At 56.8% G+C, this 17,704-nt stretch carries 15 protein-coding genes; 9 read left to right on the top strand and 6 right to left on the bottom strand.

Annotation, left to right across the window (positions count from 1 at the left end):
- Nucleotides 1–81: 81 nt before the first annotated feature.
- The 6 genes from rho to K3555_RS20265 are packed head-to-tail and all read left to right on the top strand — an operon-like array spanning nt 82 to nt 6,895.
- Entirely contained in the window at nt 82–1,353 is a 1,272-nt protein-coding gene (rho, locus tag K3555_RS20290; protein ID WP_259988637.1) for a transcription termination factor Rho, read from the top strand.
- Nucleotides 1,354–1,384: 31 nt separating this feature from the next.
- On the top strand, nt 1,385–2,671 hold the full coding sequence (gene mnmE, locus K3555_RS20285; protein ID WP_260006814.1) for a tRNA uridine-5-carboxymethylaminomethyl(34) synthesis GTPase MnmE: 1,287 nt from the start codon (nt 1,385–1,387) through the stop codon (nt 2,669–2,671).
- 13 nt (nt 2,672–2,684) lie between these two features.
- Nucleotides 2,685–4,559 carry a tRNA uridine-5-carboxymethylaminomethyl(34) synthesis enzyme MnmG gene (gene mnmG / locus K3555_RS20280; protein WP_260006813.1) on the top strand — a complete coding sequence of 625 codons (1,875 nt, stop codon included), beginning with the start codon at nt 2,685–2,687 and terminating at the stop codon, nt 4,557–4,559.
- Nucleotides 4,556–5,173, top strand: a complete 618-nt coding sequence (gene rsmG, locus K3555_RS20275; RefSeq protein ID WP_260006812.1) for a 16S rRNA (guanine(527)-N(7))-methyltransferase RsmG — start codon at nt 4,556–4,558, stop codon at nt 5,171–5,173. Before mnmG ends, rsmG begins: the two co-directional genes overlap by 4 nt.
- On the top strand, nt 5,166–5,975 hold the full coding sequence (locus K3555_RS20270; protein WP_259988631.1) for a ParA family protein: 810 nt from the start codon (nt 5,166–5,168) through the stop codon (nt 5,973–5,975). The genes rsmG and K3555_RS20270 overlap by 8 nt, the downstream gene beginning before the upstream one ends.
- 26 nt (nt 5,976–6,001) lie before the next feature.
- Nucleotides 6,002–6,895 carry a ParB/RepB/Spo0J family partition protein gene (locus K3555_RS20265; protein ID WP_260006811.1) on the top strand — a complete coding sequence of 298 codons (894 nt, stop codon included), beginning with the start codon at nt 6,002–6,004 and terminating at the stop codon, nt 6,893–6,895.
- Here K3555_RS20265 and K3555_RS20260 read toward each other — a convergent pair.
- The 4 genes from K3555_RS20260 to rph are packed head-to-tail and all read right to left on the bottom strand — an operon-like array spanning nt 6,885 to nt 9,714.
- Nucleotides 6,885–7,238: a YbaN family protein gene (locus K3555_RS20260; protein WP_260006810.1), complete on the bottom strand. Its 354-nt coding sequence runs from the start codon at nt 7,236–7,238 to the stop codon at nt 6,885–6,887. The genes K3555_RS20265 and K3555_RS20260 overlap by 11 nt on opposite strands.
- 4 nt (nt 7,239–7,242) lie before the next feature.
- Nucleotides 7,243–8,397 carry a radical SAM family heme chaperone HemW gene (gene hemW, locus K3555_RS20255; protein ID WP_260006808.1) on the bottom strand — a complete coding sequence of 385 codons (1,155 nt, stop codon included), beginning with the start codon at nt 8,395–8,397 and terminating at the stop codon, nt 7,243–7,245.
- Entirely contained in the window at nt 8,390–9,004 is a 615-nt protein-coding gene (rdgB, locus tag K3555_RS20250; protein WP_260006807.1) for an RdgB/HAM1 family non-canonical purine NTP pyrophosphatase, read from the bottom strand. Before rdgB ends, hemW begins: the two co-directional genes overlap by 8 nt.
- The gene (gene rph / locus K3555_RS20245; protein ID WP_259988621.1) at nt 9,001–9,714 is read right to left on the bottom strand and encodes a ribonuclease PH; all 714 of its coding nucleotides are present in this window, start codon (nt 9,712–9,714) and stop codon (nt 9,001–9,003) included. The genes rdgB and rph overlap by 4 nt, the downstream gene beginning before the upstream one ends.
- Nucleotides 9,715–9,857: 143 nt before the next feature.
- Here rph and hrcA point away from each other — a divergent pair, with 143 nt between their 5' ends.
- On the top strand, nt 9,858–10,922 hold the full coding sequence (gene hrcA, locus K3555_RS20240) for a heat-inducible transcriptional repressor HrcA (protein WP_259988619.1): 1,065 nt from the start codon (nt 9,858–9,860) through the stop codon (nt 10,920–10,922).
- Nucleotides 10,923–10,931: 9 nt separating this feature from the next.
- Nucleotides 10,932–11,495, top strand: a complete 564-nt coding sequence (locus tag K3555_RS20235) for a nucleotide exchange factor GrpE (protein ID WP_259988617.1) — start codon at nt 10,932–10,934, stop codon at nt 11,493–11,495.
- A gap of 87 nt (nt 11,496–11,582) precedes the next feature.
- Here K3555_RS20235 and mutS read toward each other — a convergent pair whose 3' ends face one another.
- Entirely contained in the window at nt 11,583–14,213 is a 2,631-nt protein-coding gene (gene mutS, locus K3555_RS20230) for a DNA mismatch repair protein MutS (RefSeq protein WP_260006806.1), read from the bottom strand.
- 101 nt (nt 14,214–14,314) lie between these two features.
- Entirely contained in the window at nt 14,315–15,148 is an 834-nt protein-coding gene (locus K3555_RS20225; protein ID WP_259995867.1) for a flagellin, read from the bottom strand.
- 300 nt (nt 15,149–15,448) lie between these two features.
- On the opposite strand from K3555_RS20225, the gene K3555_RS20220 reads away from it, so the two are divergent.
- Complete coding sequence (locus K3555_RS20220; RefSeq protein ID WP_259995869.1) at nt 15,449–17,704, top strand: NADP-dependent malic enzyme; 2,256 nt, start codon at nt 15,449–15,451, stop codon at nt 17,702–17,704.

The raw sequence follows: 17,704 nt of genomic DNA, 5'->3' as shown, positions 1-17,704 counted from the left end.
GGCCCGTCCGGGCCACCGTGTTTTCCAATCCTGTCGTGTGACCAACCCCTGGGTAAACGGGGGAGTAGAGGCCGTATCTATATGACCGTGCAATCCCTGAATCTCGCTGACCTCAAGGCGAAAAGCCCAAAAGCTCTGTTGGCTATGGCCGAGGAACTGGAGATCGAAAACGCCTCGACTATGCGCAAGGGCGAGATGATGTTCCAGATCCTGCGTGAGCGCGCGGATGAGGGCTGGGATATCAGCGGTGACGGCGTGCTAGAAGTGTTGCAGGACGGTTTTGGTTTCCTGCGTTCGCCTGAGGCCAACTATTTGCCGGGGCCAGACGACATTTATGTGTCACCCGACATGATCCGCCAATACTCTCTTCGTACCGGCGACACTGTTGACGGCCAAATCAAGGCGCCGCTGGAGACAGAGCGCTACTTTGCGCTGACCAATGTTACCTCGATCAATTTTGAGGAGCCTGAGAAGGCACGCCACAAAATTGCCTTTGACAACCTCACACCTCTGTATCCGGATGAACGGCTGAAGATGGAAGTCGAGGATCCCACCATCAAGGATCGCTCAGCGCGGGTGATCGATCTGGTGGCACCCATCGGCAAAGGCCAGCGGTCGCTGATCGTGGCGCCGCCGCGGACCGGTAAAACGGTGATCTTACAGAACATCGCGCATTCGATCGAGAAGAACCATCCTGAGTGTTACCTGATCGTATTGCTCATCGACGAGCGCCCGGAAGAAGTGACGGACATGCAGCGTTCGGTGAAAGGCGAAGTTGTGTCTTCCACCTTTGATGAACCTGCCACACGCCACGTGGCGGTGTCCGAAATGGTCATCGAAAAAGCCAAACGTCTTGTAGAGCATAAACGAGATGTTGTTATCCTTCTGGATTCAATCACAAGACTTGGTAGAGCCTTTAACACTGTTGTGCCTTCGTCAGGCAAGGTTTTGACCGGCGGTGTTGATGCAAACGCCCTGCAGCGGCCCAAGCGGTTCTTTGGTGCTGCCCGGAACATCGAAGAAGGTGGTTCGCTGACCATCATCGCCACCGCGCTGATCGATACCGGCTCACGTATGGACGAAGTGATCTTCGAAGAATTCAAAGGCACCGGTAACTCGGAAATCGTGCTGGACCGTAAGATTGCGGATAAGCGGGTGTTCCCTGCCATTGACATCCTCAAGTCCGGTACCCGGAAAGAGGAGCTGTTGGTCGACAAGATCGATTTGGCCAAGACCTTTGTGTTGCGCCGCATTCTGAATCCGATGGGAACTACAGATGCGATTGAGTTCCTGCTGTCCAAGCTGAAGCAGACAAAGTCGAACACCGAGTTCTTCGACTCGATGAACACCTGATCGGGGCGGGCGAGTAAAAAAGGGCCATCCCATGGACACGATCTTTGCGCTGGCCTCCGCACAGGGGAAGGCCGGAGTTGCGGTGATCCGCATCTCAGGTCCATTGGCGCATGAAGCCGGCGCGCAGCTTTGCGGAGGCGTTTTGCCGGCGCGGGGCAAAAGCCTGCGTATCTTACAAGATGATTCAGGTGAGCGCCTGGATGAAGCTTTGGTGCTGAGCTTTACGGCTCCCAAGAGCTTCACTGGAGAAGATACCGTTGAATTTCAAGTACATGGAAGTACGGCTGTTGTAACAGCGGTGCTTGAAAATCTAGGCCGCCTTACGGGTTTACGGATGGCTGATCCGGGTGAATTCACTCGTCGCGCTTTAGAAAACGGTAACCTGGACTTGGCTCAGGTCGAGGGGCTCGCGGATTTGATTGACGCGGAAACAGAAGCGCAGCGCAAGCAGGCACAGGTTGTTCTTGCCGGCGGGCTTGGGAAGTTGGCTGAGACCTGGCGCACCAATCTGATCCGCGCGGCTTCCTTGATCGAAGTAACAATTGATTTCGCTGACGAAGAAGTGCCGGTTGATGTAACCCCGGAAGTCTCCGCGCTGCTGTCTGAAGTTCAAGCCGGCCTCGAAAGAGAGACAGACGGGGTGAAAATTGCGGAGCGAATCCGCAGCGGGTTCGAAGTGGCCATCATTGGTGCACCCAATGTCGGAAAATCCACATTGCTGAATGCGCTGGCCGGCCGCGAGGCGGCGATCACGTCTGAGTTTGCCGGGACTACCCGCGATATTATCGAAGTGCGTATGGATCTGGCCGGCTTGCCAGTCACTTTATTGGACACTGCAGGTTTGCGGGATACCGACGATCACGTCGAGGGTATTGGCATCGCTCTAGCGCGGAAGCGCGCCGAAGATGCGGACATGCGTGTGTTTTTGGCGGAAGATGGTGATATTCTGGACGTCGAGATGGAGAATGGTGATATCCGTCTTCGCCCTAAGGCCGACCTCCGCGAAAACGCGGCAGATGCGATCTCAGGCAGGTCGGGTCAGGGAATCGACAAGCTTGTCGAACACATTTCATCGGTTCTTCAAAAGCGCTCGACTCAAGCCGGAATTGCGACTCGCGCTCGCCACCGGGATGCTATGCTGTCTGCGTTGGTTAGTCTGGCCGAAGCACAGGTTATCCTGTCGCGTGGTTCGGAATTCTATGATATTGCCGCCGAAGAAATGCGCTCGGCGATCCGAGCGCTGGAGACGCTAGTGGGCCGGATCGGTGTGGAGAATCTCCTTGATGAGATTTTCTCGAGCTTCTGCCTGGGAAAGTGAAGGAGTGTTTCACGTGAAACATTCGAAGTACGATGTGATTGTCGTAGGTGGTGGCCACGCCGGCACGGAAGCCGCTCACGCCGCCGCACGAATGGGTGCGAAAACGGTACTGATTACACTGAGCCGCAGTGGGATCGGTGTGATGTCCTGCAATCCCGCTATTGGCGGATTGGGTAAGGGGCATCTTGTTCGGGAAATCGACGCCTTTGATGGCGTAATGGGCCGTGTTGCTGATCTGGCCGGGATACAATTCCGTCTCCTGAATCGTCGGAAAGGCCCAGCGGTTCAGGGGCCAAGAGCGCAATCCGATCGAACGATTTACCGTCAAGAGATCCTGAGGCTAACCGAAGCGCAACCGAACCTGGATATTCTCGAAGGTGAAGTAACTGATTTCCTCATGTCGGGAACAGAAGTTACTGGGGCTGTGCTGTCTGACGGAAGTGAAATTCCAGCAAAGGCAGTTATTCTCACCTCCGGAACATTCCTACGTGGCGTTATTCACATCGGAGACATCTCCAGACCTGGAGGCCGGATTGGTGACAAACCTTCCGTTCGGCTAGCTGAACGCCTGGACAGTTTTGAACTGCCGCTAGGCCGGCTGAAGACGGGAACGCCACCCCGGCTGGACGGGCGTACAATCGACTGGGATGGTCTGGAGGCTCAGCCAGGGGACGATGACCCGGTCTTCTTCTCATTTATGACAAGCGCAATAAGCGCCAAGCAAGTTTCCTGCGGTATTACTCACACCAATACTCAGACGCATGACATCATCCGGAAAAACCTGGAGCGGTCAGCGATGTACGGCGGGCACATTGAAGGTGTTGGCCCACGATACTGTCCGTCGATAGAAGATAAGATTGTACGTTTCTCTGACAAGGAATCGCATCAGATCTTTCTGGAACCAGAGGGTGTTTCGGATCACAAGGTCTACCCAAATGGCATCTCTACAAGCCTGCCGCAAGACGTTCAGGAGGCGTATGTCCGGTCTATCAAGGGGCTTGAGAGAGCAACTATCCTTCAGCCCGGGTATGCAATTGAGTATGATTATGTAGACCCACGGGTATTGAAGCTGGACCTGTCTCTGAAGGACATTCCAGGCTTGTACTTGGCCGGGCAGATAAATGGGACAACCGGGTACGAGGAAGCTGCAGCACAGGGATTGGTTGCCGGCTTGAACGCTGCGCGTATGGCGCAGGAAGAAGAGCCGGTTACGTTTGGCCGGTCAACCAGCTACATTGGCGTAATGATCGATGATCTCACTACAAACGGTGTCACTGAGCCCTACCGAATGTTTACATCCCGTGCTGAGTTTCGTCTGTCCTTACGGGCAGATAACGCTGACCAAAGGCTAACGCCCATGGCTATAGAGCTGGGTTGTGTTGGCGATGGCCGGCGGATAGCGTTTCAGGAGAAGAATGAGGGTCTAATCTCAGGGCGGAGCATCCTGGAATCCCATGCATTTACACCCAAGGAGGTTTCCTCGGCCGGAATACGGGTTAACCAAGATGGAAACCGTCGCAGCGGAATGGATGTTCTGGCGTTTCCTGAAGTCTCCTTTGAGGACATTATTCCGCTGATGCCGGACTTAGCGCGGGTGAAAAAGGAAAATCGCCGGCAGTTGGAGCGTGATGCTCTCTACGCTAACTACATTGCACGCCAAGAACGGGAAGTTTCTGCGATGAAGAAGGATGAGGGATATCGTTTCCCCGCCGAATTTTCATTTGAAGGAATTGACGGTCTTTCCAAGGAATTGCAAATTAAGTTGTCCCAGTCCAGACCAGAAACACTGGCGCAAGCCGCCCGTATTGACGGAATAACACCGGCTGCGCTTGCGCTTCTGCTCGCGCGTTTGCGCCGTGGCCTTCCGAAAAAGGGGAAATCCGCGTGAGAAATGGGATACCTCCTCAAGGACTTGATGTTTCACGTGAAACATTGCAGAGGCTTGAAACCTTTGAGCAGGTCATACAAAAGTGGAACCCGAAAATAAATCTCGTTTCGAAGTCGAGCTTGGAACATCTTTGGATGCGCCATATCGCCGATTCCATTCAAGTATTCCGTTGTGCAGATCCTGTTGGACATTGGGTCGATATAGGTAGCGGTGGCGGTTTCCCAGGGCTGATTGTTGCTATTTTGGCTGCGGATGAAGCACCTGATATGAAGGTAACATTGATCGAAAGTGATCAGAGGAAATCTGCGTTCCTTAGAACAGCCGCACGAGAATGTGCTGTCAAGACGACTGTTTTGACCGAAAGAATTGAAAAGACTGAACCTCAAGAAGCAGATATCCTGTCTGCGCGTGCCTTGGCGGATTTGTCCACATTGCTTGAATTTTCAGAGCGTCATCTGTCATCCGAAGGGGTGGCGTTGTTCCCTAAGGGGGAGAGCTGGAAAAAAGAAGTGGATAACGCCAGGCAGCAATGGCAGTTCGTTGCAGAACAGGTTAAAAGCCTGACAGAACAAGAAGCAGTAATCCTAAAAATAAGGGAAGTGGCACGTGTCTGATTATTCCCGCCCTGAGGGGCCTCGTATTATCGCGGTCGCAAATCAGAAAGGCGGGGTTGGGAAGACAACGACAGCCATAAATCTGGCGGCCGCTTTGGTGGAAACCGGGCTTCGTGTATTGGTCGTCGACCTTGACCCGCAAGGGAATGCTTCAACTGGCCTTGGGATTGAACCGTCGGATCGGGATCTGACTACATATGATCTTTTGGTTGAAGACTCATCTCTGAGTGACGTCATTCAAACGACGGAGATTGAGGATCTGTGTATCATCCCAGCGACTGTCGATCTCAGCTCGGCTGATATAGAACTGTTTACCAATGAAAAGCGCAGTTTCCTTCTGCATGATGCTCTACGCCAAACCGCGATGGACGAATATGACTGGGACTACGTTCTGATTGATTGTCCGCCTTCTCTGAACCTATTGACGGTCAACGCAATGGTCGCGGCACATTCGGTTCTGGTTCCGTTGCAAAGTGAGTTTTTTGCCTTGGAAGGGGTGACCCAGCTCATGCTGACAATTAGAGAAGTTCGGCAGTCAGCGAATCCAAACCTTCGAATCGAAGGAATTGTCCTGACAATGTTTGATCGTCGCAACAACTTGTCGCAGCAGGTGGAACAGGACGCCCGGGATAATCTGGGTGATTTGGTGTTTCAAACAAAAATCCCCCGCAATGTCCGGGTGAGCGAGGCACCTTCTTATGCGCAACCGGTTCTAAACTATGACACAAACTCTCTTGGCGCACAGGCATACCGGGCGTTGGCAGAGGAAATCCTCACTAAACATCACAAGATAGCGGCGTAAATGCAGAATACTTACCGGAGGCAATCATGGCAGACAAAAAAACAAAACCACGCGGACTGGGCCGGGGATTGTCAGCGTTGATGGCAGATGTGAACCCTGCACCGGTGAGCACGCAGGCAGAGGCACCACGGAATGCAGAAATTCTGGTGCCAATTGAAAATGTCGTTGCCAATCCAAATCAGCCGCGCCGGCAGTTCTTGCAAGAAGATTTGGATGATCTGACGGCCTCGATTAAGGAAAAGGGCGTTCTGCAGCCGCTGATCGTTCGGCCGCGGCCGGGCGGAAAATTCGAGATTGTGGCGGGGGAACGCCGCTGGCGCGCCTCACAGGCCGCGCAGTTGCATGAAGTTCCAGTACTGATCCGGGACTACTCGGATCTTGAAATGATGGAAGTGGCCATCATCGAAAACATCCAGCGCTCGGATCTTAATGCGCTGGAAGAGGCGCAAAGCTACAAGCAACTGATGGAAAAGTTCGGCCATACGCAAGAACGGATGGCCGAAGCACTTGGTAAAAGCCGGAGCCATATTGCTAATCTAGTGCGCTTGTTGCACCTGCCGGATGATGTTCAAAACCTGGTGCAGGAGCGTAAGCTGTCGGCTGGCCATGCCCGGGCACTGATCACTTCGGACAATGCTTCAGATCTTGCCATGAAGATCGTCAAGGGTGGGCTGTCTGTCCGCGCGACCGAAGCATTGGTTAAGAAAGATGCCGCTGGAGTTCAGACGTCTGCCGAAAGGAGATCGAGAAAGCCTCAGGAAAAGGACGCAGATACCCGTGCTCTTGAAGGAGATCTTTCGGCAGTTCTGAAAATGAAAGTGGCTATCGATCATAAGCCTGGCGGGGAGGCGGGCGCCGTAACGATCAGCTACGAAAACCTGGATCAACTGGATGAGCTGTGCAATCTGCTCAGCCGCTAGGCCGGGTCCAGATGAAGAGAAGTACAGAAGAGAGAACAACCGCCTGGATCCCTACTATGTAGCTAGGGGCACCAAGAAGCAGAGATAGTCCGAAGACGGCGGCAATCGAAACGGTTGCCGCCTTTTTTGCGCCTGGCCGGATGGCGCCGTGGTCGCGCCAATCCAGAATCATAGGACCAAAAATGTTGTGATCAACGATCCAACTGTGCAGGCGTTCAGATGAGTTCGCAAAAAAGAACGCGGCAAGGAGAAGGAAGGGGACAGTTGGAAGCAAGGGCAGAACAATACCGATGACGGCCAAGCCGACACAGAACAGTCCTAGGCCGGCATAGATAAAACGCATTGTTTCAATCCATCAACAGTTCGCGGAGCACTGCATTCAATAGTGCGCGTCCTTGATCAGTCGCGCGAAGCCTCTTCTCTGAGATAGTGATCATGCCCATCTGTACAAGATCCTTAAGTCGACTCACGGGGAGATTAACGCCTGAAAGTTGAGTGTACCGTGCTAAATCCAGACCTTCGGATAGGCGCATCCCCATCATCATGTATTCAGCCACAGCATCTTCCTGCGAAAGAGAGTCGCGTAGGGATTCTCCATTTCCCTTACTGACTGCTTCCAGCCAGGCACCTGGGGCCAGATGGGTTTCCGTGGCGTACCGGGTACCATCAATACTCAAACGGCCATGAGCGCCGGGGCCGATCCCGGCGTAGTCACCGTATCGCCAGTAGATCAGGTTATGCCGGGACTCCGAACCCGGCTTGGCGTGGTTGGAGATTTCATAACCAGCCATGCCAAAAGACGCGCAGATGTCCTGGGTCGCCTGATACATATCCGCAGAGGTGTCGTCGGCCGGCAGACCGCGCAGTTTTCCCCGGGCGTAGCGATCACCAAAAGCGGTGCCGTCCTCAATTGTCAGCTGGTAGAGCGACAGGTGGTCAATAGCCATGGAAAGTGCTTCGCGAAGTTCCGCTTCCCAGGTTTTCAGTGTTTGGCCCTGACGGGCATAAATCAAATCAAAGCTGACCCGGTCAAAGCATTTGCGGGCGATATCAAAGGCTGCTTTGGCTTCGGAGACACTGTGAATACGTCCCAGCCGGCGCAGGTCCTCGTCATTCAGGGCTTGAATACCCATAGAGATCCTGTTGACTCCGGCGTCGCGGTAGCCGGCAAAGCGACCTGCCTCAACCGAGCCGGGATTTGCTTCAAGAGAGATCTCTATGTCATTGGCAAAGGGCCAGATTTCACGTGCCCGATCGATAACAGCGGCGACAGTTTCCGGCTGCATCAGAGAGGGAGTGCCGCCGCCGAAGAATATTGAGTTGAGGACACGGCCTGAGAGCTGTTCCGAGAGTCTGTCGAGTTCGCTCAGGTAGGCTCTAACCCACAGCTTTTGGTCTATTTTTGCGGAGACATGACTGTTGAAGTCGCAATAGGGGCATTTGGCCTGACAAAAGGGCCAGTGCACATAGAGGCCAAAGCCCCCGTTGCGCCAGTCATCCACCGAAACAGCCCCGGATGAACTGGGCAACTGCCTTGCCGCGATGGCTGATCCTGTTCTTTTCCGCTGGATCCATTTCGGCGCAAGTGATGCTGTAACCGTCCGGCTGGAACATCGGATCGTAACCAAACCCATGCGCGCCGCGGATCGGCCAGATCAGCTGGCCCGGCATCACGCCTTCGAACACCTCGTCGTGGCCGTCGGGCCAGGCGATGACAAGGGTGCAGCGGAACTGGGCCGTGCGGGGGGCCTCGGGGCCGGCCGCGTTCAGCTCGTCATTGGCGCGGGTCATCGCCATTTGGAAGTCACGGCCATTAGGGGTTTCTGCCCAATCGGCGGTGTAGACACCCGGGGCACCGTTCAGAGCGTCGATAGTGATCCCGGAATCGTCGGACAAGGCTGGCAGGCCGGTTGCCTTGGCCGCGGCATGGGCCTTGATGCGGGCATTGCCGACAAAGGTGTCTTCGGTTTCCTCCGGCTCCGGCAGGTTCATTTCGCCGGCGCCGGCAACGCTGACACCAAAGGGAGCGAGTATCTCGGTGATCTCGTTCAGCTTGCCCTTGTTGTGGGTGGCGACAAGCAGCTTGCCGCCTTCCAGTTTGCGGATCATTTGCAGGCGGCCTTTTGCATCTCTGCCAGCTCTGTGGTGCCCTTGGCGGCCAAATCCATCAGCTGGTTCATCTGATCGCGGGAGAACAGGGAGCCTTCGGCGGACATCTGCACTTCGATCAGCTTGCCCGAGCCAGTCATGATAAAGTTGCCGTCAACGCCGGCCTCGGAATCCTCCGGGTAGTCCAGATCCAGCACCGGCTGGCCTGCATAGATACCACAGGAGACGGCCGAAACAGGATCCATCAGCGGGTCGATGTGGACGTCGCCGGCTTTCATCAGCTTGTTAACCGCCAGGCGCAGGGCGACCCAGCCGCCGGTGATCGAGGCGCAACGGGTGCCGCCATCGGCCTGCAGAACGTCACAGTCGACGGTGATCTGACGCTCGCCCAAAGCGACGCGGTCGACGCCGGCCCGCAATGCGCGGCCGATCAGACGCTGGATTTCAACCGTGCGGCCGCCTTGCTTGCCCGATGCAGCCTCGCGGCGCATACGGGTATTGGTGGCGCGTGGAAGCATACCGTATTCAGCGGTGACCCAGCCAAGGCCGGTTCCCTTGATAAAGGGCGGCACCCGGTCTTCGATGGTGGCGGTGCACAGGACGTGGGTATCGCCAATCTTGATCAGGCAGGAGCCCTCGGCGTGTTTGGTGAAGCCGGTCTCAATCGACACGGCGCGCATTTCATTCAGTTCTCGTCCTGAGGGTCGCATGGCACATCCTTTATTTGCTGGCTTGGGGATATCCCCCGGACGCCAAGCTATGCAAGCCCGATTGACCTTTTCCCACGCTGCTCTTTAATGACAACCTAGCTTCGGGTTCTTATGTTGAATCCGCAAGAAACGCTGGAAAATCGATGAGCGACGCGAACAATATCCTGCAAGACCTGAATGACCGCTCGCGGGAAGTTTTCCGGACGGTGGTCGAAAGCTATTTGGAGAGCGGCGATCCGGTTGGCAGCCGCACGCTGACACGCTCACTGAGCGAAAAGGTAAGTGCAGCCACGGTTCGCAACGTAATGCAGGACCTGGAATTCCTTGGCCTTCTGGATAGCCCGCATGTAAGCGCTGGCAGGGTGCCCACTCAGATGGGCTTGCGGATGTTTGTCGATGGGTTGCTGGAGGTTGGCGACCTGAACGCAAACGACCGGAAGAAGATCGACGCGACGCTGGGCAAAAATGCCGGCGATGTGGGAGGCATGCTGGACCGGGTCGGAGCGGCGCTGTCCGGTGTGACGCAAGGTGCTTCATTGGTGCTGACGCCCAAACATGAGGCGGAGATCCGGCATATCGAGTTTGTCTCTTTGGCGCACGACCGGGCGCTGGTGGTGCTGGTGTTCTCAGATGGCCATGTTGAAAACCGCCTGTTTAAGCCGCCGCCGGGACAGACACCCAGTTCGATGCGCGAGGCTGCGAATTTCCTTAATGCCCTGATTGAAGGGCGCACGCTGAGCGAGGTGCAGCGGGAGATCCAAAAAGAGATCTCGGCACGGCGGCAGGAAATCGATAGCTTGGCACATGCGATGATCGAAAGCGGGCTGGCCGTCTGGGAGGATGACGACAGTGATCAGGCCCGGCTGATTGTACGCGGGCGGGCGAATCTTCTGGCCGAAACTGGTGCGGCGGAGGAGCTGGAGCGGATACGGACCTTGTTTGACGATTTAGAGCGCAAGCGTGATATCGCCGAATTTCTGGAACTGACCGAAGACGGCGATGGAGTGCGCATTTTTATCGGTTCGGAGAACAAACTTTTCTCACTTTCGGGTTCCTCTTTGGTGGTGTCTCCCTATATGAACGCGGATCGAAAGATCATCGGTGCGGTGGGGGTGATTGGCCCGACGCGCCTGAATTACGGACGGATTGTGCCGATTGTAGACTATACGGCACAACTGGTCGGCAAACTGTTGTCGGACCGGAGTTAGAGGTGAAACATGGCAGAGCTCAAGGACGAAGACTTTCTGGATGATATCGCTGCCGCCGAGGCAGAAGAGCTGGCGGGGCAGACCGAGGAATTTGATGATGCCTCGTTGGAAATCGATGCACTCCGGGCGGAACGGGATGAGCTGAAGGACCGGTTCATGCGGGCGCTTGCGGATGCTGAGAACGCCCGCAAGCGCGGTGACAAAGCACGCCGGGAAGCGGAGAATTACGGTGGCTCGAAACTGGCCCGTGACATGCTGCCGGTTTACGACAACATGAAGCGCGCGATCGAAGCGGCGACCGATGAGCAGCGCGAAGTTGCGGCGGCGCTGATCGAAGGTGTGGAACTGACCATGCGCTCGCTGCTGGGTGTGTTTGAAAAGCACGGCATCCGGGTTGTATCGCCAGAGGTTGGCGACAAGTTTGATCCGCAGGTGCATGAGGCGATGTTCGAAGCACCGGTGCCGGGCACCAAGGCTGGTGACATCATCCAGGTGTCCGCCGAAGGCTTCATGCTGCACGACCGCCTGCTGCGGGCCGCGCAGGTTGGTGTGTCTTCCACGCCGGCCAGCTGATGTGAACAGACCCTGTCGGGCCTGTGCCTTCGGCGAGAGTATTTTCGGAAAGATGAAAGGGCGGGTCCGTTTGGATCCGCCTTTTTTTTAGATTGCAGCTTCTTTTAGTTTGTAGATCATTTCCAGTGCTTCTCTTGGGGAGAGATCGTCCGGCTGTATACCGGCGAGGAGTTCTTCGGCCGGAGAGGGCCCCGCCGGCGCCGTGGGTTGTGGTGGCGGGGCTGCTGCGAAGAGGGGAAGGTCGTCGATTTGCACCTTCGTTCCGCCTTCGCGGCTGCTTTGCTCTAGCATGCCGAGTACATCTCGCGCACGCGCAACTACCGATGCCGGCAGGCCGGCCAGCTGCGCCACCTGTACACCATAGGACCGGTCAGCAGCGCCTTTGTGCACTTCATGCAGGAAGATCACTTCGCCTTCCCATTCTTTGACCGCTACTGTGGCGTTGTCGACGCCTTCCAATTTGGCGGCAAGCTGGGTCAGCTCGTGGTAATGGGTCGCAAAAAGCGCGCGCGAGCGGTTAACCTCATGCAGGTGTTCCAGCGTGGCCCAGGCGATGGAGAGGCCATCATAGGTGGCTGTGCCACGGCCGATCTCATCCAGGATCACCAGAGCGCGGTCGTCGGCCTGATTTAGAATGGCTGCAGTTTCCACCATTTCCACCATGAAGGTGGAGCGGCCGCGCGCGAGGTCGTCCGAAGCACCGACCCGGCTGAAAAGCTGGCTAACGACGCCGATATGGGCACCTTCCGCGGGAACGTAACTGCCCATTTGGGCAAGCAAAGCGATCAGAGCGTTCTGGCGCAGGAAGGTCGACTTACCGGCCATGTTCGGACCGGTAAGCAGCCAAACTGCTGCACCTTCCTGGGCTGACAGATCGCAGTCATTGGCCACAAAAGTTTCGCCGCCCTGCTGGCGCAGCGCTTGTTCCACCACCGGATGGCGGCCGCCCTCCACGTGGAATGCACGGCTTCCATCAACCTTCGGACGGGTCCAGTTTTCGCCGCGTGCCAAATCGGCCAACCCGGCCAGAACATCCAGCTCGGCGAGCCCGCGGGCGGCCGTGTTAAGACGGGCGGCAGTTTCCAGAATTGCCCCGGAAAGCCCTGCATAGAGCCTCTTTTCAATCTCCAGCGCCAGGTTTCCGGCATTCAGGATGCGGGTTTCGATCTCGCTTAGCTCCACTGTGGTGAAACGGACCTGATTTGCTGTTGTCTGGCGGTGAATGTAGGTCTCATTGAGAGGTGGCGACATCATCTTGTCCGCGTGGGTTGCGGTGGTTTCGATGAAATAGCCCAGCACGTTGTTATGCTTGATCTTCAGTGAGGTGACGCCGGTGTGTTGGGCGTATTTCTGCTGCATCGAAGCAATCACCGAGCGGCCTTCGTCGCGCAGAGTGCGGGCTTCGTCCAGTTCCGGATCGTAACCGGTTGCGATGTAACCGCCGTCCCGTGCCATAAGCGGCGGTTCGGCTACCAGGGCTGCATCGAGGAGAGACAGCAAATCGTCGAAACCTTGCAGATCCGACATGGCCCCGGCCATCAGCGCAGGCAGTTCCAGGCCGGCGCAGAACCCGGCAATTGCTTCGGCCTGCGACAGCCCGTTGCGGATAGCAGCCAGATCGCGCGGGCCGCCGCGCTCCAGCGCCAGACGGGAGAGTGCCCGGTCCAGGTCCGGTGTTTTGCGCAAAGCCGCGCGCAGGTCTTCGGCGGTCTGAGATTGTTCAACAGTGAAATCCAATGCAGCAAGGCGCTGGTGGATCACTTCGAGATTACGGGAGGGGCTGGACAGCCGTTGTTCCAGCAGACGCGCGCCGCCGGGAGTGACAGTGCGGTCAACTACTGCCAGCAGCGAGCCGGCACGGCCACCGGACAGCGAACGGGTCAACTCCAGATTGCGGCGGGTGGCGGCGTCGATCTGGACCACCCGGTCCTGCGCCTCCTGCTGTGGCGGCTGCAGCAGCGGCAGCTTGCCCTTTTGGGTGATCTCCAAATAGTCGATCAGCGCGCCCATGGCTGAGACCTCGGCCCGGGTGAAAGTGCCGAACCCATCCAATGCGCTGACGTTGAACAAAGAGCAGATGCGCCTTTCCGCAGCGGTGCTGTCAAAGCTCGCCTTGCCCAGCGGAGTGAGCGGGATCTTGTATTCTTCAGCCAGAGGGAGGGCAGCGTCATAGGCCGGACCATCAGCAACGATCAGCTCTGATGGCGCCAGGCGGGCGAGCTCGGGCGACAAGCGGACCCGCGCGACCGGCATCACGTGGAACGCTCCGGTGGAGATGTCCGCCCAAGCCAGCGCCGCCTCGTCCCGCAGTTCAGAGTAAGAAACCAGAAAATTGTGGCGGCGCGCTTCTAGCAGAGACTCTTCGGTGAGAGTGCCCGGGGTCACAAGCCGCACCACATCCCGCTTCACCACCGATTTGGATCCGCGCTTTTTAGCCTCGGCCGGGCTTTCCAGCTGCTCGCCTACGGCAACGCGAAAGCCCTTGCGGATCAGCGTCAGCAGATAGCCTTCGGCGGCATGGACGGGCACGCCGCACATCGGAATGTCTTCGCCGTTGTGCTTGCCGCGTTTGGTCAGCGCGATGTCCAAGGCTTCTGCGGCGTTGACTGCGTCCTCAAAGAACATCTCGTAAAAGTCGCCCATCCGATAAAAAAGCAACGCATCCGCGTGCGCCGCCTTGATCTCGAGATACTGCGCCATCATGGGCGTTACGGTCATGAAAATTCCCCCGGGTCGTCGTTGTAAAACGTGTACATTGGGGGCGGTCCGAGGAAAACCCGGATGTGACTGCCGCCAGGAACACTGGCGGCAGTCTGCTGTCAGTAAAGGTTGCGCAGTGTGTCGGGCATTGTGTTGACGATTGAGAGCGACAGGGTGCTCAGCTGTTGCTGCGCCTGCAACGCCAGAAGTTTTGTCGCCGCTTCCTCCATGCTGGTGTCGATCATCGAGCTGACTCCCTGGGTGATCGAATCCGACAGCTTGCCGACATACTGGTTCTGTTCTGCAATGCCGCCGGCGCTGGCGCCAAGAGCAGCGGAACTGTCGATTGCGTAAGCCAGGAACCCCTCGATTTCTCCCAGGGCGGTCAGTGCGCTGGCGCTGTCGGTGATGGCTGTCCGGTTGCCAATGTCAAACTGCGGGCTGCCTTCGAAGTCCGCGCCATCAACGCTGAGCGTGGTCACGCCTCCGGTCGCGGATAGTGCTGACGGGACAGTCAGCGCTGTGCCGCCATTGCCGTCCACATCAGTTTTCAGCAGGTTCACACCATTGAAACTGGAGGATGAGATTATGGAATTGATCTGCTCGGTCTTTTGCGACAGGGCGGCTTCGAATTTGCTGAAATCCCCCATCCCGCTTGCTGCCATAACTGCCAGTGACCGCATTTCTGTTAAAGTATCAGTGATCTGTTCCGCTCCGGCAGAAGCAACCGCCACGGTGGCTTCACCCAGCGACAACGTGTCTGAGACAGAACGCAACCCCGAAATATCTGAATCCATCAGTTCGGAGATCGCCCAAAGCGCGGCGTTATCCTGCGCCGTGTTGACTTCTTTGCCGGTGGATATGCTGTCTTGCACGGTGTTGAGCTGGCTATTGACGCCACCCAATGTCTGCAAGGCAACCATCGCGCCGGAATTGTTTTGGAAACTTATCATTCCTCACTATTCCTTTGATCCTAGGCCCGTGTTCCGGGCGGACAATTGTCATTCTGACACGTGCTTATCAGGCTCATGAGTTCGAGCGCGCAGCGCCACCTGGCTTGCAGGTGCGTGTTAATACCTATTAATAAATTACAGCAGCCGGGCGTCTACTTTAAGGTGAAAACTTGGCGTTATCCATCGTCCTTTAGTCGTATTTATCTCAATTCTGGCTATACAGATTCTTGAAAGCCCGGATTGAGGGGCGCGGTTGGCTGGGCTAAGACGGACCGCGACGAGGAGAGGACACGAGATAAAATGCCCAAAACAAAGATCACCGATGAGGAAGCCCTGGCGTTTCACCTGGAGCCGTCTCCGGGCAAATGGGAGATCAATGCCACTGTCCCGATGACAACGCAGCGGGATCTGTCTTTGGCCTACTCTCCGGGGGTTGCGGTGCCTTGCGAAGCAATCGCGGCAAATCCTGAGACCGCCTATGATTACACCAACAAGGGCAATCTGGTTGCGGTGATATCAAACGGCACGGCGGTGCTGGGTCTGGGCAATCTGGGGGCTTTGGGCTCTAAGCCGGTGATGGAGGGCAAGTCTGTCCTGTTCAAACGCTTCGCCGACGTGAACTCGATCGACATCGAACTGGATACCGAGGATCCGGACAAGTTCATCGAAGCGGTTAAGCTGATGGGGCCGACCTTTGGCGGCATCAACCTGGAGGACATCAAGGCGCCAGAGTGTTTCATCATTGAGCAGAAGCTCAAGGAAGAGATGGACATTCCCGTCTTCCACGATGATCAGCACGGCACTGCGGTGATCTGTGCGGCCGGCCTGATCAACGCGCTGCATCTGTCGGGCAAGAAGATTGAGGATGTGAAGATCGTCCTGAATGGGGCAGGGGCAGCCGGCATTGCCTGTATCGAGCTGTTGAAAGCCATGGGCGCGCGGCACGAAAACTGCATTGTCTGCGACACCAAAGGCGTGATCTATCAGGGCCGTACCGAGGGCATGAACCAGTGGAAATCCGCCCATGCGATCAGCACGGATCTGCGCACTCTGGAAGAAGCCATGCGCGGTGCCGACGTCTTTCTGGGCGTATCGGTCAAGGGCGCGGTAACCCAGGAGATGGTCGCCGCGATGGCCGACAATCCGGTGATTTTTGCGATGGCAAACCCGGATCCGGAAATCACTCCCGAAGAAGCGCATGAAGTACGTGTTGATGCCATCGTCGCCACCGGCCGGTCCGATTACCCGAACCAGGTCAACAACGTGCTGGGATTTCCCTACCTGTTCCGCGGCGCGCTGGACATCCACGCCCGCGCTATCAACGACGAGATGAAGATCGCCTGTGCCCACGCTCTGGCAGCACTCGCGCGCGAGGATGTGCCGGATGAAGTGGCGCTGGCCTATGGCAAATCTCTGTCTTTTGGCCGCGACTATATCATTCCGACACCCTTTGATCCCCGGCTTATCCATCGGATCCCGCTGGCGGTGGCAAGGGCAGGCATGGACACCGGTGCCGCCCGCCGTCCGATCGTGGACATGGACGCCTATGAGGTGGGATTGAAATCCCGCATGGATCCGACCGCCTCTATCCTGCGCGGCTTGAATGCCCGTGCCCGGTCCGCCCAGTCCCGGATGATCTTTGCCGAAGGTGATGACCCGCGTGCGCTGCGCGCTGCAGTGATGTACCAGCGTTCGGGCTTTGGGAAATCACTGGTTGTGGGCCGGCAGGAGGATGTGCGCACCAAACTGGAAAAAGCCGGCCTTGGCGATGCTGTGCGTGAGCTGGAAATTGTCAACGCTGCCAACACGCCGAATTTCGATTTGTACAAGGACTTCCTGTACAGCCGCTTGCAGCGTAAAGGTTTTGATCACAAAGATATTCACCGGCTGGTCGGACGTGACCGGCACGTGTTTGCCAGCCTGATGCTTGCGCATGGGCATGGCGATGGTCTGGTTACCGGTGCAACCCGGAAATCGGCCCATGTTCTGGAACGGATCAACCATGTGTTTGATGCCGATGCCGATCATGGTGCCGCTGGTGTAACTGCACTGTTGCACAAAGGGCGGATCGTGCTGATCGGGGACACGCTGGTGCATGAATGGCCGGATGAAAACCACCTGGCAAACATCGCTGAACGTGCCGTGGGTGTTGCCCGCCATATGGGGCTTGAACCGCGGGTGGCCTTTGTCAGCTTCTCCACCTTCGGTTACCCAGTGTCAGAACGCGCGGAAAAGATGCATGTCGCGCCCGCCGTTCTGGACAAGCGCGGTGTTGATTTCGAATACGAAGGCGAGATGACCGTTGATGTTGCACTGAACGAGCGGGCGCAGCGGTACTACCCGTTCCAGCGTCTGACCGGCCCGGCCAACATCCTGATCGTGCCAGCCCGCCACTCGGCCTCGATCTCGGTCAAGCTGATGCAGGAGATGGGCGGCGCCACGGTAATCGGCCCGATCCTGTCTGGCATCGACAAGCCGATCCAGATCTGCTCGACCACCTCCACCACCAATGACATTTTGAATATGGCGGTACTGGCAGCCTGCAACATCGGGTGA

This window comes from Leisingera sp. M527, assembly GCF_025141525.1.
Classification (GTDB): domain Bacteria; phylum Pseudomonadota; class Alphaproteobacteria; order Rhodobacterales; family Rhodobacteraceae; genus Leisingera.
Note: the sequence above shows the minus strand (reverse complement) of the source record. Positions and strands in the feature narration are given on the sequence as shown.

Coding starts and splice junctions, on each gene's coding strand:
- rho (WP_259988637.1), top strand. CDS start 82: ATGACCGTGCAATCCCTGAATCTCGCTGACCTCAAGGCGAAAAGCCCA.
- mnmE (WP_260006814.1), top strand. CDS start 1,385: ATGGACACGATCTTTGCGCTGGCCTCCGCACAGGGGAAGGCCGGAGTT.
- K3555_RS20265 (WP_260006811.1), top strand. CDS start 6,002: ATGGCAGACAAAAAAACAAAACCACGCGGACTGGGCCGGGGATTGTCA.
- K3555_RS20260 (WP_260006810.1), bottom strand. CDS start 7,238: ATGCGTTTTATCTATGCCGGCCTAGGACTGTTCTGTGTCGGCTTGGCC.
- rdgB (WP_260006807.1), bottom strand. CDS start 9,004: ATGATCCGCAAACTGGAAGGCGGCAAGCTGCTTGTCGCCACCCACAAC.
- rph (WP_259988621.1), bottom strand. CDS start 9,714: ATGCGACCCTCAGGACGAGAACTGAATGAAATGCGCGCCGTGTCGATT.
- hrcA (WP_259988619.1), top strand. CDS start 9,858: ATGAGCGACGCGAACAATATCCTGCAAGACCTGAATGACCGCTCGCGG.
- K3555_RS20235 (WP_259988617.1), top strand. CDS start 10,932: ATGGCAGAGCTCAAGGACGAAGACTTTCTGGATGATATCGCTGCCGCC.
- mutS (WP_260006806.1), bottom strand. CDS start 14,213: ATGACCGTAACGCCCATGATGGCGCAGTATCTCGAGATCAAGGCGGCG.
- K3555_RS20225 (WP_259995867.1), bottom strand. CDS start 15,148: ATGATAAGTTTCCAAAACAATTCCGGCGCGATGGTTGCCTTGCAGACA.
- K3555_RS20220 (WP_259995869.1), top strand. CDS start 15,449: ATGCCCAAAACAAAGATCACCGATGAGGAAGCCCTGGCGTTTCACCTG.